Annotated in this window: 14 protein-coding genes; 10 read left to right on the top strand and 4 right to left on the bottom strand. The window is 62.3% G+C overall.

Features of this window, described 5'->3' with window-relative positions:
* The first annotated feature begins 391 nt into the window (after positions 1-391).
* From zntR to BN1124_RS16230, 3 genes are all read left to right on the top strand, one after another.
* The gene (gene zntR / locus BN1124_RS16240) at positions 392-829 is read left to right on the top strand and encodes a Zn(2+)-responsive transcriptional regulator (RefSeq protein WP_033128817.1); all 438 of its coding nucleotides are present in this window, start codon (positions 392-394) and stop codon (positions 827-829) included.
* Positions 819-1370, top strand: coding sequence for a dihydrofolate reductase family protein (locus BN1124_RS16235; protein WP_042643586.1), 552 nt, complete (start codon positions 819-821; stop codon positions 1368-1370). Before zntR ends, BN1124_RS16235 begins: the two co-directional genes overlap by 11 nt.
* 97 nt (positions 1371-1467) lie before the next feature.
* Positions 1468-1683 carry an alternative ribosome-rescue factor A gene (locus BN1124_RS16230; RefSeq protein WP_042643584.1) on the top strand — a complete coding sequence of 72 codons (216 nt, stop codon included), beginning with the start codon at positions 1468-1470 and terminating at the stop codon, positions 1681-1683.
* 88 nt (positions 1684-1771) lie between these two features.
* Here the strand turns inward: BN1124_RS16230 and hemW are convergent, their stop codons facing one another.
* Positions 1772-2917, bottom strand: a complete 1146-nt coding sequence (gene hemW, locus BN1124_RS16225; protein WP_042643582.1) for a radical SAM family heme chaperone HemW — start codon at positions 2915-2917, stop codon at positions 1772-1774.
* A gap of 164 nt (positions 2918-3081) precedes the next feature.
* The gene (locus tag BN1124_RS16220; RefSeq protein WP_042643580.1) at positions 3082-3678 is read right to left on the bottom strand and encodes an XTP/dITP diphosphatase; all 597 of its coding nucleotides are present in this window, start codon (positions 3676-3678) and stop codon (positions 3082-3084) included.
* Positions 3679-3911: 233 nt separating this feature from the next.
* Between BN1124_RS16220 and BN1124_RS16215 the strand changes: the two genes are divergently transcribed.
* From BN1124_RS16215 to BN1124_RS16205, 3 genes are all read left to right on the top strand, one after another.
* Positions 3912-5078: a multidrug effflux MFS transporter gene (locus BN1124_RS16215; protein WP_042643578.1), complete on the top strand. Its 1167-nt coding sequence runs from the start codon at positions 3912-3914 to the stop codon at positions 5076-5078.
* A gap of 160 nt (positions 5079-5238) precedes the next feature.
* A complete protein-coding gene (locus BN1124_RS16210) occupies positions 5239-6288 on the top strand; it encodes an oxidoreductase (RefSeq protein WP_042643576.1) in 1050 nt (349 codons plus the stop codon).
* 310 nt (positions 6289-6598) lie between these two features.
* Complete coding sequence (locus BN1124_RS16205) at positions 6599-6832, top strand: hypothetical protein (protein ID WP_033128959.1); 234 nt, start codon at positions 6599-6601, stop codon at positions 6830-6832.
* A 92-nt stretch (positions 6833-6924) separates the two neighbouring features.
* Here BN1124_RS16205 and BN1124_RS16200 read toward each other — a convergent pair whose 3' ends face one another.
* Entirely contained in the window at positions 6925-7380 is a 456-nt protein-coding gene (locus BN1124_RS16200; RefSeq protein ID WP_042643575.1) for an NfeD family protein, read from the bottom strand.
* Positions 7377-8300 carry an SPFH domain-containing protein gene (locus tag BN1124_RS16195; RefSeq protein ID WP_042643574.1) on the bottom strand — a complete coding sequence of 308 codons (924 nt, stop codon included), beginning with the start codon at positions 8298-8300 and terminating at the stop codon, positions 7377-7379. The genes BN1124_RS16200 and BN1124_RS16195 overlap by 4 nt, the downstream gene beginning before the upstream one ends.
* Before the next feature lie 198 nt (positions 8301-8498).
* Here BN1124_RS16195 and cysG point away from each other — a divergent pair, with 198 nt between their 5' ends.
* From cysG to cysC, 4 genes are all read left to right on the top strand, one after another.
* A complete protein-coding gene (gene cysG, locus BN1124_RS16190; RefSeq protein WP_042643839.1) occupies positions 8499-9926 on the top strand; it encodes a siroheme synthase CysG in 1428 nt (475 codons plus the stop codon).
* Positions 9927-10031: 105 nt separating this feature from the next.
* Positions 10032-10940 (top strand): sulfate adenylyltransferase subunit CysD, encoded by a 909-nt coding sequence (gene cysD / locus BN1124_RS16185; RefSeq protein ID WP_033128808.1) that lies wholly within the window; start codon positions 10032-10034, stop codon positions 10938-10940.
* A gap of 11 nt (positions 10941-10951) precedes the next feature.
* On the top strand, positions 10952-12379 hold the full coding sequence (gene cysN / locus BN1124_RS16180; RefSeq protein WP_042643572.1) for a sulfate adenylyltransferase subunit CysN: 1428 nt from the start codon (positions 10952-10954) through the stop codon (positions 12377-12379).
* Positions 12380-12433: 54 nt separating this feature from the next.
* Positions 12434-13027 (top strand): adenylyl-sulfate kinase, encoded by a 594-nt coding sequence (gene cysC / locus BN1124_RS16175; protein ID WP_042643570.1) that lies wholly within the window; start codon positions 12434-12436, stop codon positions 13025-13027.
* Positions 13028-13170: the final 143 nt, after the last annotated feature.

Here is a 13170-nt window from a genome sequence, read left to right as displayed (position 1 = left end):
CGGGGACCGTTCCATGGGAGGCGAGGCTCAACACAGAGAGTCCCCAAATAAATGGAAGTGGGGGATTTCGCAAAGCACTCTCACCGGCACTGGGCAAGAGTATTTTAGGAAATACCCGCTTGACGCGACGCTCTCTTGTGGGCGCGTATTCTACACAGAAAATGTGAGCCGTGGTGGATTTTTTAACACGACGAAGCCTTTTGCGGTGCGGTGTTAAACGTTTTCTGGCTGTATTTGGCGAAACGTTTGTCTTTTCAGTGTTTTGATTGGAAATGACCGGGCGGGACCTCGTTATCTACTGCTTTCCTGCCTTTGGCTGGCAATCGACGAGCAAAGGAGTGATAGTGGTAGCCGGTTTATATTGAGTACCAACGCCGGCGGGAGAGCGGACATGTATCGGATCGGAGAACTGGCCAAGGCATGCGGAGTCAAAGCGGATACCCTGCGCTTTTACGAGAAGAACGGGTTGCTCTCACCGGGTCTGCGCAACGACTCCGGCTACCGCGTCTATGGCGAGCAGGACAGGCGACGGCTTGAATTTATCATCCGCGCCAAGTCGGTGGGCTTCTCCCTCGCCGACATAGGCGAGCTGCTGGATCTGGACACCAACAAGGCCAGCGTCACCTGCCAGGAGGTGAAGGCGGTGGCCGATGCCAAGCTGGCGCAGGTGGAGCAGAAGATCATCGAGCTGACCCGTTTTCGCGAGAACCTGCGCGAGCTCTCCAACATCTGCTGCGGTGGCCCGCGCTCGGCCGAGCACTGCGCCATCCTCGAGACCCTGGAGTCCGGCGCGCCGGCCCAACATGAGCATCACGATCATGAGCACTGAATCCATTGGCACCCAGCCCCGCCCCAGCGTTTCCGCCTTCCTAGCACTCTCCCTCGACGGCTTTATCGCGGGGGAGGGGGGCGATCTGGACTGGCTGGCCCCCTTCTCCGGTGACTCACCGCAAGAGACGGGCTACAGCGCCCTGATGGCGAGCGCGGATGTGCTGCTGATGGGGCGCAACACCTTCGATGTCGTGCGTGCCTTCCCCGACTGGCCCTACGGCGACAAACCTGTGGTGGTGCTGACCCACAGGCCCGCCGAGCCTGGTGCGAACCTCTCCTTCCGACAGGGGGAGCTTGGGCAGGTGCTGGGGGAACTATGGCAGGAGGGGGTTCGGCACCTCTATCTGGATGGCGGCGAGCTGGTGCGCCAGGGTCTGCAGGCCGGGCTGGTGGATGAGTTGACCCTGTTCTGGGTGCCGGTCACCCTGGGGCGCGGTGTTCCCCTGTTCGCGGGGGCCCTGCCCGGGCGGCTCAGTCCGGTCTCCAGCACAGTATTGCCTAGCGGCCTGGTGCGGGTGATCTACAGTCCCGCCCCCTGAGCCCTTGCGAGATGGCCGCGGCAGGCGCACAATCGGCGCGTTTTTATGTCCCCTGGCGTTTTTTCAGCCAGATCCAACGACAATGACAGGAGCCAATATGGCCAAGAAGAAGCGGGTCGATGTGATCGACCAGGCCCACGATCATCAGCGTGGCATCATTCAGGACAATCACCTCAAGGCACTGGTGACCTCGCCGCTGTTCCAGGCTCGGGTCGAGCCGAGCAAGAAGGGCAAGGGCAGCTATCAGCGCAAGGCCAAGCATGGCCAGCGGTGGGAGCCCGGCCAACAGCAGATGATGAGCGTCTGCTGCTGAGCGGGTTTCTGCCGTCGGCAGGATTCAAAACAATCAGGGCGCCAATGGCGCCCTGATTGTTTATGGGAAAGAAGCCAGGTACGGCTCCTCACTCGTCCATAAAGAGTTCCAGCAGGACGTTCAGATAGCGATGGCCGAGGGAGGTCAACTGCCAGCTGTCGCCGAGATCCTCGATCAGCTCCTTGGTCTGGGCAATCGCCAGCATGGTCTCCACCCGCTCCAGCGCCAGACCGGTATAAGCCTCGAACTCCGCCTTGGGGGCCGGTTCGAACAGCCGGAACCGGTTCATGAAGTACTCCAGCGGCAGATCGTCCTCGGTCACCGTCCACTGATTGTCCAGGTAGGGGCGGGCGGGATCCAGATAGCCTTTCGGGTGCTTCACCTTGGCGCTGCGCAGGATCCGCTGACCGGCCAGATCCGTCATCTTGCCGTGGGCACCGCAACCGATCCCCAGATAGTCGCCGAAGCGCCAGTAGTTGAGGTTGTGGCGGCACTGATAGCCCGCCTTGGCGTAGGCCGAGATCTCGTACTGGTGGTAACCCTGGGCGGTGAGCATGGCGTGGCCCTGCTCGTAGATGTCCCACAGGGTGTCATCTTCCGGCAGCTTGGGGGGCTTGGAGGCGAAGGCCGTGTTTGGCTCTATGGTGAGCTGATACCAGGACAGGTGCGGCGGCGCGCAGTCGATGGCTTGCTGCAGATCATAGAGCGCATCCTCCAGGCTCTGATCCGGCAGGCCGTGCATCAGATCCAGGTTGAAGGTGGGAAGCGCTATGGCGTGAGCCAACTCGGCGGCCTTGCGCGCCTCCTCGGGGCCGTGGATGCGGCCGAGCCGGGTCAGCTTCTCCTGCTGGAAGCTCTGCACCCCGATGGAGATGCGGTTGATGCCAGCCCGCTGGAAGCCGGCGAATTTGTCCGCCTCTACCGTGCCCGGGTTCGCCTCCATGGTGATCTCGCAATCCGGGGTCAGCGCGATGCGGGCGCGAACCCCGTCCAGCAGCATCTGCATGGCCTCGACGCTCAGCAGGCTCGGGGTGCCGCCACCGATAAAGATGGAGGAGAGCGGACGCCCCTGGGCCCAGTGCAGATCCTGATCCAGATCCTCCAGCAGGGCCGCCACATACTCGAGGTGCGGCAGCTCCCCCTTCTGGGCGTGGGAGTTGAAGTCGCAGTAGGGGCACTTCTGGACGCACCAGGGCACATGAATATAGAGGGAGAGGGGCGGCAGTTGCAGCATGGGGTTTCCAGTAATCAAAAATCAGAACGGGGGCCGATGGAACTGACCCCCGTTGCAGATGACAATGTGTGTTTGCAGCTCGGCGATGCAGCGAGCAAAACGGGGGCCGACGGCCCCCATTGTAGATGAAATGCGCGCCGGCGTATCCTGAGCCCGGTCGGGTCTCAGTGCGCCGCCGCCAGGGCGGCCTTGAGCTTGGCCAGCGCCTGACCACGGTGGCTGAGCTGGTTCTTCAGCTCCGCCGGCATCTGGGCTGAGGTGCAGTCGTGATCCGGCACGAAGAACACGGGATCATAGCCAAAGCCGTGCTGGCCGCGGGGTTCATCGAGGATGGTTCCCTCCCAGCTCGCCTGGCAGATGATCGGCGTGGGATCGTCGGCGTGGCGCATGTAGACCAGCACACACCAGAAGCGGGCGCTCTTGAGGTAGTCTGGCGCACCCTTGAGCTCTTCCAGCAGCTTGTCGATGTTATCCTTGTCGCTGGCGCCAACACCGGCGAAGCGAGCGGAGTAGACGCCGGGGCGACCGTGCAGCAGGTCCACTTCCAGACCGGAGTCGTCGGCGACGGCAGGCAGGCCGGTGATGCGGGCGGCGTGGCGGGCCTTGATGATGGCATTCTCGACGAAGGTGGTGCCGGTCTCCTCGGCATCGGAGACAGCGAACTCGCTCTGCGGGATCACCTGGATCTTCATATCGGCCAGCATGGCGGCCAATTCCTTCACCTTTTTCTGGTTACCTGTTGCCAGTACAAGCTTGCTCATCACGCATCTCCGCAAAAATTATCTGCGCATTCTATGCGGGGCAGGCATTTAGTCAAAGCCCAATTACCCCTTGGCGGGGCCGCCCTGGGCCCGGATCACGGGTCGCTGAGGAGCAAGTAAAATACATCTTTCCATAATGGAATAACCGAAGTGATTAAATACCATTTCAATTCATTACTCTGAGTCAGTAGACTCGCGCCCCAATCGAAATTCCCCACGGCTTGAGGTGACTGATGCCATTGATTCTTCTGCTTGTACTCCTGGTGCTGTTCAGTCCGCTGGCCATCGACATCTACCTGCCCGCCATCCCGCAGATGGCCGAGCAGCTCGGCGCCGAGGTGACCCTGATGCAGGGCACCATCACCTGGTTCCTGTTCAGCATGGGGCTGGGCCAGCTGCTGGTGGGGCCGCTCGCCGATCGCTACGGTCGCAAGCCCATCGCCCTGGGCGGCGTCTTGCTCTATGGCCTGAGCGCCCTGGCCGCGGGTTTTGCCGCCAGCCTGGGTGAGCTGATGCTGGCGCGGGTGCTGCAAGGCTTCGGCGCCTGCGCCACCTCGGTCGCCGCCTTCTCGGTGGTGCGTGACAGCTATGGCCCCAAGAAGAGCGGTCAGATGATCTCCTACCTCAATGGCGCCATCTGCTTCATTCCCGCGCTGGCACCGCTGCTCGGTGGCTGGCTCACCGCCAAGGCGGGCTGGTCGGCGAACTTCTGGTTTATGGCTGGTTATGCGGTCATCGTCGGCAGCTGGCTGCTGTGGCGCATGCCGGAGACCCGTCCGGAGGAGACCAACAGCCACGGCCAGTTGATCAGCTGGTCCCGCTACAGCCCGGTGCTGCGCAGCCCAAGCTTCCTGTTCAACGCCAGCCTCTGCATGCTGGCGATGGCGGTGATCCTGGCCTATGTCACCGCCGCACCCGTGCAGCTGATGGTGAAGCTGGGTCTGGACATGAACGGCTTCAGCTACTGGTTTACCGCCAACGCGGCGCTGAACATCCTGGCCTGCTTCCTGGCGCCGCGCTTCATCGCCAGAGTGGGCCCGAGACGCACCCTGCGCATCGGCCTGCTGGTGTTGCTGGTCTCGGCCGTGGTACTGACCCTGACCATGCACCTCGCACACCCGCTCGCCATGATGGGCCCCGTGTTCCTCTCCAGCATCGGCTTTGCCATGATCCTGGGGGCCGCAGCCGGCATGGCGCTGGCACCCTTCGGCCACTGTGCCGGCACCGCGGCGGCCCTGCTCGGCTTGTTCCAGATGAGCGGCTCCGGCGCCCTGGTGGGGATCACCGGCGCGCTGATGCCGGATCCCCTCAGCCAGCTGGCGCTGCACATGTGGCTGCTGTTGCCGCCGCTGTTGCTGCTGATGACCCGCCAGGGCCGTCGCCTCTGCCTGCAGCCTTGATGGCGCGGGCCGCCCATTTCCTCAGGGCTGATGGATAACGCGGCTTGTGTTGGCAATAAATCCTGTGCTCTGATGAGCGCAAGCGGGGGCTTAGGCCCCCTTTTCTTTTGCAGGCAACTCGCCTGATACTCATGACACAGATGCCCGTGGAGACAACCGGATGAGTCACACAATCAATGCCGCCCTGGTGGGCTATGGCTTCGCAGGCCAGACCTTTCATGCCCCCTTCCTGACCAGCACCCCGGGTCTCTCCCTCGGTTGGGTGGTGAGCCGGGATGCCACCAAGGTGCAGGCCGAACTGCCCGGCTGCCAGGTCGGCTCGCTGGAGCAGGTGCTGGCCGATGCGAGCGTGGATCTGGTGGTGATCGCCACGCCAAACGATACCCATGCCCCCATCGCCCGTCAGGCGCTGCTGGCCGGCAAGCACGTGGTGATCGACAAGCCGTTCGCGCTGGACCTGGCCGAGGCCGAGGCGCTGGTGGAGCTGGCGCAGAAGCAAGACAGAGTGCTCAGCATCTTCCACAACCGGCGCTGGGACGGGGACTTTCTCACCGTGCGCCGCCTGCTGGCCGAGGGGGCCCTGGGGCAAGTCGCCCAGTTCGAGTCGCACTTCGACCGCTACCGTCCCGAGGTGCGTCAGCGCTGGCGGGAGGCCGGTGGCCCGGGCTCGGGTCTGTGGTTCGATCTCGGCCCTCACATCCTCGACCAGTCCCTGCAGCTGTTCGGTCAGCCCGACTGGATCCAGGCCGATCTCGCCCAGCAGCGTCCCGGCGCCCTGAGCGATGACTACTTCCACGTGGTGCTGGGCTATGGTCAGCTCAGGGTGATATTGCACGGCAGCTGCCTGGTGTCCGCCACCATGCCGCGTTTCGTGATCCACGGCAGCACAGGCTCCTTCATCAAGTTCGGCATGGATGTGCAGGAAGAGCAGCTCAAGCTCGGCTTGCGTCCGCCCGCCGCCGACTGGGGTCGGGATCCCGAGCCGGGCCAGCTCAGCCGTGTGGTGGACGGGCAGTCTCAATCCCAGCCGGTGAACGGCGAGGCCGGTGACTACGGTGCCTATTACCGCGGGGTCTGCGCCGCCATCAGGGGAGAGGCCGCCAATCCGGTGCCGGCGCAGGAGGCGCTGGCGGTGATGGCGCTGCTGGATCTGGCCAGGGAGAGCGACAGCCAGGGCAAACGGTTGAGCTGTCAGAAGCTGTCTTACTGAGGTCGATTTTCGGGGCCGGACCCGCTTGGGTGAAACGACAATGAGTGGCTGGTAATGGCCACGTTAACGGTGTTTTATTATGCAATTTGCGATTTTTAATAGTGGATTGTATTAATATTTGTCGTTGCAGTAGTTCTTTTCATCCAGCCCACGAGAAAATATCATTGTGATATGCGTTTTCATTGGCGGCGTATGGCGCTATATTTCGCGCGCCTCCTGGCTCCCGGTGTATGGCTTTGCTTACCGGGGGTGAAGACGCACAGTGATGGTCGTCGAGACTATCTCTCCATCTTTTTTTGAGGGTATGCACATGAACAAAGTACTGGTAGCCGGTATCCTGGGTCTGATGTTGACCGCCTGTGGTCAGAAAGAAGAAGCCGCCGCTCCGGCCGCTACTCCGGCCGCCGAAGTTGCTGCAACTGTTAGCGAAGCTGCCTCTACCGTAGAGAAGGCTGCTTCCGAAGCCTCTGCTACCGTCGAGAAGGCTGCTGCTGACGTAGCCACCAAGGCGGAAGCTGCAGTGAGCGATGCCAAGGCCAACTAAGCCTGCACCTCATCTGAAAACGGGCCCGGCGCTTGCGCGCCGGGCCCGTTTTTTTATGGGTTTCTCACGAGGTTGGGGGGCTGGCGCCGCGCTCAGGTCAGCAGCTCCACCAGCAGGATGTGGGAGTCAGCCCCCACCACTTTGACCCGGCTGCCCGCCGGCAGGGCGACCTCGCAGCGCACCGTCCAGACGGTGTCGTCCAGGTGCACCCGGCTGGTGCCCTGGGTCACGTCATCCAGCAGGGTCAGCTCCCGCCCCAGATAGCTGTGCATCCGCTCGTTGATGGTGCTGGCCGCATCCTGGCTCGAGCGATCGCGCCTGTGCTGCCAGCGCCACCAGGCCCAGGTGGTGAGCAGGGACTGCACCGCGAACAGCAGCAGCTGCGCCTGCCAGCCGAAGGGCAACAGCAATAGCAGCAGCCCGACCTCCAGTGCGGCTATGCCGGTCCAGAGCAAGAAGCCCACCGAGCCCAGCACCTCGATGGCCAGCAAGGCGAAGCCCAGCCCCAGCCAGTGCCAGTGGGTCAGTCCCTCGAACAGGGCTGTCATGATTTGTTGGCCTTGCCATCTTTGTTGAACAGCTCGGCCATGCCGGCGACCGAGCCTATCAGGCTGCCCGCCTCCAGCGGCATCATGATGATCTTGCTGTTCGGGCCTTCCCCGATGCGGGCAAGGGCCTCGGTGTACTTCTGGGCCACGAAGTAGTTGATGGCCTGCATATCTCCCTCCGCGATGGCTCTTGAGACCATGTGAGTCGCCTTGGCTTCGGCTTCGGCGGCCCGTTCCCGCGCCTCGGCGGCGAGGAAGGCGGCCTGGCGTTCACCCTCGGCTTTGAGGATCTGGGATTGCTTCTCCCCCTCGGCCTTGAGGATCTTGGACTGACGCACCCCTTCGGCCTCCAGCACCTCGGCCCGTTTCTGCCGCTCGGCCTTCATCTGAGCATTCATGGCTTCCACCAGCGCCAGCGGCGGGCGCACATCCTTGATCTCGATCCGGGTGACCTTGATGCCCCAGGGGGCGGTGGCGGCATCCATGGTGCGCAGCAGCTTCTCGTTGATGGTGTCGCGCTGGGAGAGCATCTCGTCCAGCTCCATGGCCCCGAGCACTGTCCGCATATTGGTCATGGTGAGATTGCGGATGGCGCTGGTGAGATCGTTGACCTCATAGGCGCCCTTGCGGGCATCCACCACCTGCACGAAGCTGATGGCGTCTATGGTGACGTTGGCGTTGTCACGGGAGATCACCTCCTGGGCGGGGATGTCGAGCACCTGCTCCATCATGATGATCTTGTGGCCCACGCGGTCCACATAGGGAATGAGCAGGTTGAGGCCGGGTGTCAGGGTGCGGGTGTAGCGGCCGAAGCGCTCCACGGTCCAGTTATAGCCCTGGGGCACTATCTTGATGCCGGCGCTCAGGGTGGCGAGCACCAGGAATACGAAGATCCCCAATACAATCAATGACTCATTCATTATTTAGCTCCTTATGAAACACTTTCACTAGCCTAGAGTCTGGTGCCCGGCACCACAAGGACATTCACTCGCCTTTGCCAGCTTGGGGCTTTACTAATTACCAAAACGCATTAAAGAGCATTTTTTATTATTTTGAAGGAATAAGCAGCCTGCCTATAGTCGCCCCAGATGTCGTCGTATGCCGAGGAGCGGGCCCTGATGGATTATTTACCTATGTTTGCCAAGTTGGAAGGGCGCCCGGTATTGCTGGTGGGGGGCGGTGAGATTGCCCTGCGCAAGGCGCGCCTGCTGCTGGCGGCGGGTGCCAAGCTGACCCTGGTTTCCCCCGAGCTCGATCCGGCGTTTCATGAATTCGGCGACCGTTTCACCCATCTGGCGGAGCACTTCACCCCGCAGCACCTGGCCGGCCAACAGCTGGTGGTGGCCGCCACCGACAGCCTCGAGGTCAATGCCCTGGTCTACCAGAGCGCCGATGCACTCGGCCTGTTCGTCAATGTGGTGGATGACCCCCAGCGTTCCAGCTTTATCTTCCCTTCGATCATCGATCGCAGTCCCATCATGGTCGCCGTCTCCAGCGGCGGCAAGGCGCCTGTGCTGGTGCGGCTGTTGCGCGAGCGGCTGGAGAGCCTGTTGCCCCGCCATCTCGGCGGGCTGGCGGAGCTCTCCGGTCGGGTGCGCGGCAAGGCCAAGCAGGTGCTGGTGTCTATCTCCGATCGTCGCCGCTTCTGGGAGCGAGCCTTCGCCTCCAACACCCTCGGCAGCTTGGTCGAGAAGCAGGATTGGCAGGGGGCCGAGCGATGGCTCAATGAGGGGCTGGACAAGGCCCAGAGCGAGGTCGGCGAAGTGGTGCTGGTGGGAGCCGGTCCCGGCGATCCGGGCCTGCTGACCCTCAAGGCGCTGCAACAGATCCAGCAGGCGGAAGTGGTGCTTTACGATCAGCTGGTTTCCCCCGAGATCCTGGAGCTGGTGCGCCGTGATGCCACCCTGGTGTCGGTCGGCAAGAAGGCCGGTGCCCACAGCGTGCCCCAGGAGGAGACCAACCGCCTGCTGGTGGAATACGCCAGGGCGGGCAACCGGGTGGTGCGCCTCAAGGGCGGCGATCCCTTCATGTTCGGTCGCGGTGGCGAGGAGCTGGAAGTACTGGCCGCCGAGGGTATTCCCTTCTCCGTGGTGCCCGGCATCACGGCCGCCGCCGGGGCCACCGCCTATGCGGGCATTCCGCTCACCCACCGTGATCATGCCCAGAGCGCCGTCTTCATCACCGGCCATTGCCAGGGGGATGGCAAGGAGCCGGACTGGCAGCAGCTCGCCGTCACCAACCAGACCCTGGTGATCTACATGGGGCTGATGCGCTCCGAACACATTCAGCAGCAGCTGGTCGACCATGGCCGAAGCCGAACTACCCCCATCGCCATCATAGAGAGAGGCACCCAGGCCAGTCAGCGCGTGTTGACCGGCACGCTCGCCGAGCTGGCCACACTGGCCGCTCAGGCGGCGAGCCCCTCGCTTATCGTCATCGGCGAGGTAGTGGCCCTGCGCCAGCAGCTGGCCTGGTTTGGCGAGCAAGGGCGCGCGCAGGCTGCCGATGCGAGCAGCACGGATCTGAAGCTGGTCAGCCTGGCCTGAGCCATCTGCCGTTAAAGACGAATCGATTTTCCGGCGCTGCCAACGCGGCGCCGCACTGAACCCAAGGCACGCCAAGGCGTGCTGGTAATGACTGAGGACCCAGACATGGATCGTGAAAGACTAACTCACCTGCAACAACTGGAAGCCGAGAGCATCCACATCATTCGCGAGGTGGCCGCCGAATTTGAAAACCCGGTGATGATGTACTCCATCGGCAAGGACTCCTCCGTCATGCTGCACCTGGCCCGCAAGGCCTTCTATCCGGGCAAGATCCCCTTCCCGCTGCTGCACGTGGACACCAACTGGAAGTTCAAGGAGATGATCAAGTTCCGGGACGAGACCGCCGCCAAGTACGGGCTGGATCTCATCGTCCACAAGAACCCGGACGGGCTGGCGATGGACATCAACCCCTTCGTGCACGGCAGCGGCAAGCACACCGACATCATGAAGACTGAGGGGCTCAAGCAGGCGCTCAACAAGTACGGCTTCGATGCCGCCTTCGGTGGCGCGCGCCGGGACGAGGAGAAGTCCCGGGCCAAGGAGCGGGTCTACTCCTTCCGTGACAAGTCCCACCGCTGGGATCCCAAGAACCAGCGGCCCGAGCTGTGGCGCGTCTACAACAGCCAGGTCAACAAGGGGGAGAGCATCCGGGTGTTCCCGCTCTCCAACTGGACCGAGCTCGACATCTGGCAATACATCTACCTGGAAAACATCGACATAGTGCCGCTCTACTTTGCCGCCGTGCGCCCCGTGGTGGAACGCAGCGGCATCAAGATCATGGTGGATGACGAGCGCATGCCAATAGGCCCGGAAGATGAGGTGAAGCAGGAGCTGGTGCGCTTCCGCACCCTCGGCTGCTACCCGCTGACCGGCGCCATCGAGTCCGATGCCACCACCTTGCCGGAGATCATCGAGGAGATGCTGCTGACCACCTCGAGCGAGCGGCAGGGACGGCTCATCGACCACGATCAGGCGGGCTCCATGGAGCAGAAGAAGCGTCAGGGATATTTCTAAGGAATCGACACATGAACAACCACATTCAGACCGCCATCACAGAGCAGGGCATCGAAGCCTACCTGCACGCCCAGCAGCACAAGAGCCTGCTGCGTTTTCTCACCTGCGGCAGCGTGGATGACGGCAAGAGCACTCTCATTGGCCGATTGTTGCACGACTCCCAGCAGATCTATGAAGATCAGCTCAAGGCGCTGGAGTCCGACAGCCAGAAGCTCGGCACCACGGGCGAGAAGCTCGACTTGGCGCTGCTGGTGGACGGCCTGCAGGCCGAGCGCGAGCAGGGCATCACCATAGACGTGGCCTACCGCTATTTCTCGACCGCGAAGCGCAAGTTCATCATCTCGGACACCCCGGGCCACGAGCAGTACACCCGCAACATGGCCACCGGCGCCTCCACCTGCGATCTCGCCATCATCCTCATCGATGCCCGCAAGGGGGTGCTGGATCAGACCCGTCGCCACAGCTTTATCGCCAGCTTGCTTGGCATCAAGCAGTTCGTGGTGGCGGTCAACAAGATGGATCTGGTGGAGTTCAGCCAGCAGGTGTTCGATCGCATCAGCGCCGAGTATCGGGAATTTGCCAAGAAGCTCAGCGTCGATAACATCCAGATCGTGCCTGTCTCGGCGCTGGATGGGGACAACGTGGTCAACCAAAGCGACAAGCTGGCCTGGTATCAGGGGGAGACTCTGCTCTCCCTGCTGGAAACCGCTGAGGTGGAGCGCGAGCTGGAACGCCATCCGGTGCGCCTGCCGGTACAGTATGTCAGCCGCCCGAACCTGGACTTTCGCGGCTTCGCGGGCACTCTGGCCTCCGGCGTGCTGAGGGTAGGTGACACCCTGGCGGTGCTGCCCTCCGGCAAGCAGAGCAAGGTGACCCGCATCGTCACCTTCGACGGGGATCTGGAGTACGCCCTGCCGGGTCAAGCCATCACAGTGACCTTCGCGGACGAGATCGACATCAGCCGGGGGGATCTGCTGGTGGACGCCGCTCGCCAGCCCAAGGTGACCCAGAACGTGCTAGCCCACATCGTCTGGATGGGGGAGGAGTCCCTGCAGCCGGGCCGGGTCTACGACATCAAGCTGGCCACCAAGAAGACCCGTGGTCAGGTGGAGGCCATTCGCCACCGCATCGAGATCAACAAGCTGAACGAGTTGGCAGCCTCCGAGCTCAAGCTCAACGAGATAGGCCTGTGCGAGCTGAGCCTGACCGATCCTGTGGCGTTCGATCCCTACCAGGAGATCCGCGATACCGGCAGCTTCATCCTGATCGATCGGCTCTCCAACGTCACCGTCGGCGCCGGCATGATAGTGGAAGGGCTGGCGGCCAAGGTGGCTAAGGGGCAGTACAGCGAGTTCGAGATCGAGCTCAACGCCCTGGTGCGCAAGCACTTCCCCCACTGGCAGGCGCTGGCAGTCGGCAACGACAGCGGCAAGCAATAGAGCCTGGTGCCCTCTCCCTCGGGAGAGGGCAAGAGCCGTAGAGAAGGAATCTGGATGAATAACGTCGTGTGGCATCAGCATGCCGTCAGCAAGCAGAGCCGATCACAGTTGAAGGAACAGAAACCGCTGGTGCTCTGGTTTACCGGCTTGTCCGGGGCGGGCAAGTCCACCCTGGCGGGGGCGCTGGAGCAGGCGCTGGCGGCCGAAGGCAAGCACACCTATCTGCTGGATGGAGATAACGTGCGCCACGGCCTCTGTGGTGATCTCGGCTTCGACGATGCCTCCAGGCAGGAGAATATCCGTCGGGTAGGTGAAGTGGCAAAATTAATGGTGGATGCGGGCCTTATCGTCCTCACCGCCTTTATCTCGCCGTTTCGCGCCGAGCGGGATCTGGTGAGAAGTCTCTTGGGGGCGGACGAGTTTATCGAGGTGTTTGTGGATGCGCCGCTCGCCGTGTGCGAGGAGCGTGACCCCAAGGGGCTCTACAAGAAGGCGAGGGCGGGTGAGATCCGTAACTTCACCGGCATCGACTCCGCCTATGAGGCGCCGGAGTCTCCTGAAATCCATCTGCTTAACGCCGGCAAGTCGGTAGATGCTTTGGTGGATGAGTTGCTAACCGCTTTACGCCAACGGGGCTTGATCGACTGAGGTTGATTGCCCGCACTGAGCATTGATATCTGAGGGGGGGTTTGCCCCCTGTTTATTGATTTCAGCCATTCTCTTGTCGTTGCTATTTCTCCGTCGAGCGATTTTGATATGTAGGGTGAAAAATAAGCGCAGTGCATTGCATC

Origin of the sequence: Aeromonas eucrenophila (assembly GCF_000819865.1) — a bacterium.
In the GTDB taxonomy this organism is placed as follows: Bacteria; Pseudomonadota; Gammaproteobacteria; order Enterobacterales; family Aeromonadaceae; genus Aeromonas; species Aeromonas eucrenophila.
This window is presented reverse-complemented; position numbering and strand designations above follow the sequence as displayed.

Bases quoted from the DNA above. Each gene is read 5' to 3' on its own strand.
- BN1124_RS16215 (WP_042643578.1), top strand. From the start codon at position 3,912: ATGCCATTGATTCTTCTGCTTGTACTCCTGGTGCTGTTCAGTCCGCTG.
- hemW (WP_042643582.1), bottom strand. From the start codon at position 2,917: ATGCTGCAACTGCCGCCCCTCTCCCTCTATATTCATGTGCCCTGGTGC.
- BN1124_RS16220 (WP_042643580.1), bottom strand. From the start codon at position 3,678: ATGAGCAAGCTTGTACTGGCAACAGGTAACCAGAAAAAGGTGAAGGAA.
- cysN (WP_042643572.1), top strand. From the start codon at position 10,952: ATGAACAACCACATTCAGACCGCCATCACAGAGCAGGGCATCGAAGCC.
- cysG (WP_042643839.1), top strand. From the start codon at position 8,499: ATGGATTATTTACCTATGTTTGCCAAGTTGGAAGGGCGCCCGGTATTG.
- BN1124_RS16230 (WP_042643584.1), top strand. From the start codon at position 1,468: ATGGCCAAGAAGAAGCGGGTCGATGTGATCGACCAGGCCCACGATCAT.
- BN1124_RS16235 (WP_042643586.1), top strand. From the start codon at position 819: ATGAGCACTGAATCCATTGGCACCCAGCCCCGCCCCAGCGTTTCCGCC.
- cysD (WP_033128808.1), top strand. From the start codon at position 10,032: ATGGATCGTGAAAGACTAACTCACCTGCAACAACTGGAAGCCGAGAGC.
- BN1124_RS16200 (WP_042643575.1), bottom strand. From the start codon at position 7,380: ATGACAGCCCTGTTCGAGGGACTGACCCACTGGCACTGGCTGGGGCTG.
- cysC (WP_042643570.1), top strand. From the start codon at position 12,434: ATGAATAACGTCGTGTGGCATCAGCATGCCGTCAGCAAGCAGAGCCGA.
- zntR (WP_033128817.1), top strand. From the start codon at position 392: ATGTATCGGATCGGAGAACTGGCCAAGGCATGCGGAGTCAAAGCGGAT.
- BN1124_RS16195 (WP_042643574.1), bottom strand. From the start codon at position 8,300: ATGAATGAGTCATTGATTGTATTGGGGATCTTCGTATTCCTGGTGCTC.
- BN1124_RS16205 (WP_033128959.1), top strand. From the start codon at position 6,599: ATGAACAAAGTACTGGTAGCCGGTATCCTGGGTCTGATGTTGACCGCC.
- BN1124_RS16210 (WP_042643576.1), top strand. From the start codon at position 5,239: ATGAGTCACACAATCAATGCCGCCCTGGTGGGCTATGGCTTCGCAGGC.